This window comes from Peribacillus sp. (assembly GCF_059453735.1).
Window position 1 is genome coordinate 1 of record NZ_JAZVJO010000407.1, and the last position, 2118, is coordinate 2118.

Here is a 2118-nt window from a genome sequence, read left to right on the forward strand (position 1 = left end):
GTGCTCGGCTTTAACCTCATGGGAGATGGCCTGCGAGATGCATTAGATCCACGAATGAAAAATTAAATAATTGTTAATAAGAATCAGTTGCTTTTCGACTGGTTCTTTTTTCATTGTTAAAATACACTTTACGACAAATTAGCTACTAAATACCTAGGGCGAAATAGGAAACTACCTACTTTTTTACCTTATTCACACTAGTAAGTTATGGTAATTTTAATATAGTAAGAAAATTCGGAACTATTAACAGGTTGAAAGGGGCACATATTAATGAAAAAAAGTTTGGCTGTTTTATGCATTATATTAATGAGCTTCGCTTCAGTAACAACTGCTGCACCAATTAAAACAGAACCAACTAATTCTAATCCTGGTCAACAAAACCAGAACAGTATTCTCAGAGTTAAGAAAGAGGATTCTGATAAGAAATATAAAGATAATGAAGAGGTACGGGTCATTATCGAAATGAAGGAAGAACCGGCCATTCAATATGCGCAGAAACAAGGGAAGCGCTATAAAGATTTAAATGAGAGCACAAAAAGAGAGCTGAAGGCAGAAAAACTTGCCGGACATAAAAAAGTAAAAAATAAGGTAAATGAAAAGAAAGTAAAATTTAAAGAGCTGAAGAGTTTTACGACAGTTGTAAATGGATTCAGCGGAGAAGTGGCTTATGGTGAGATAGATAGTATTCTAGATATAACTGAGGTAAAGAGTGTAAAAGTGGTAAATGAATACCAACGACCAAAAGAGGAACCAGATATGGTTTACAGTAAGGAGTTAGTACAAGCACAAGAAGCATGGCGTGATTATGGGTATCGAGGAGAGGGAATGGTTGTAGGTATTATTGATACCGGTATCGATCCAACTCATCGAGATATGGTCCTCTCAGATGGAGTTGAACAAGAACTGTCTAAAAGTGAAATATCAGATTTGAAAACAAAGAACAGTCTTCCAGGAATCTTTTATACGGAAAAAGTTCCGTATGGCTACAACTATATGGATGATAACCAAGATATTTTAGATTCAGCAGCAGGAGCTTCAATGCATGGGATGCATGTGGCAGGGACAGCTGGTGCAAATGGGAATGAAGAAAATGGCGGGATAAAAGGAATTGCTCCTGAGGCCCAGTTACTGGCATTAAAGGTGTTTGGCAACGATCCTGAGATGCGTTCCACATGGGCAGATATTTACGTAAAGGCAATTGATGATGCAATTATTCTCGGAGCTGATGTCTTGAATATGAGTCTTGGTTCAACAGCTGGATTTATAGCCCCAGATGATCCAGAGCAACAAGCAATTACACGCGCTGTTAATAATGGAATAATGATGTCTATCTCGGCCGGGAATTCGGCACATATGGGGAATGGGTATGCGAACCCTTTAGCTTCAAACCCTGATATCGGTGTTGTTGGATCACCTGGGATTGCCTATGATTCACTGCAGGTTGCATCGAGTGAAAATAATTATATTGATTTAGATTCAGTGACGTATTCCATCGATGGAGCAAAGGTTGAAGCACCATTTATGTCGGCAAGCAGTGTCCATCCTAATGACGTTGCAGAGAAAAACTATGAGATTGTCGATGCAGGACTTGGAACAATAGAAGAGATTGCAAAAGTAGATTTGAAAGGTAAGTATGCATTAATTAAACGAGGAAATATATCCTTTGTTGAGAAGGCATTGAATGCTCAAGAAGCAGGTGCGGAAGGAGTATTTATATACAATAATACGGATGGATTTATTTCTATGGTAACAGAAGCAGCCATTCAAATCCCACAGCTGTTTATGCTGAAAACAGATGGAGATACCATTGTGACGGCATTGTCCAATGGTCAAACGGTTTCCATTTCATTTGAAGGGAAAAAGCAGAAATCAGCCAATCCATCTGCAGGCAAGATGAGCACATTTACGTCGTGGGGGGCAGCGCCTAATTTAGATTTCAAACCAGAAATCACAGCACCAGGCGGTCAAATTTATTCGACATTGAATAATAATGAATATGGGATGATGAGTGGAACATCGATGGCAGCACCACATGTTTCTGGAATTGCAGCATTGATATTGGAACTTAATCCGGACCTTACAGGGCAACAAGTACGTGACATCATTGAACAAAACACG

1 protein-coding gene and 1 pseudogene are annotated in these 2118 nt (G+C 39.0%); both read left to right on the forward strand.

From position 1 onward, the window contains the following. A pseudogene (locus AC52RT_RS13495) lies at positions 1 to 66 on the forward strand (oligopeptide transporter permease oppC); the annotation flags it as partial. Between the two features lie 204 nt (positions 67 to 270). After that, on the forward strand, positions 271 to 2118 hold a 1848-nt coding region (locus AC52RT_RS13500; protein ID WP_495541220.1), incomplete at its 3' end, for a S8 family serine peptidase.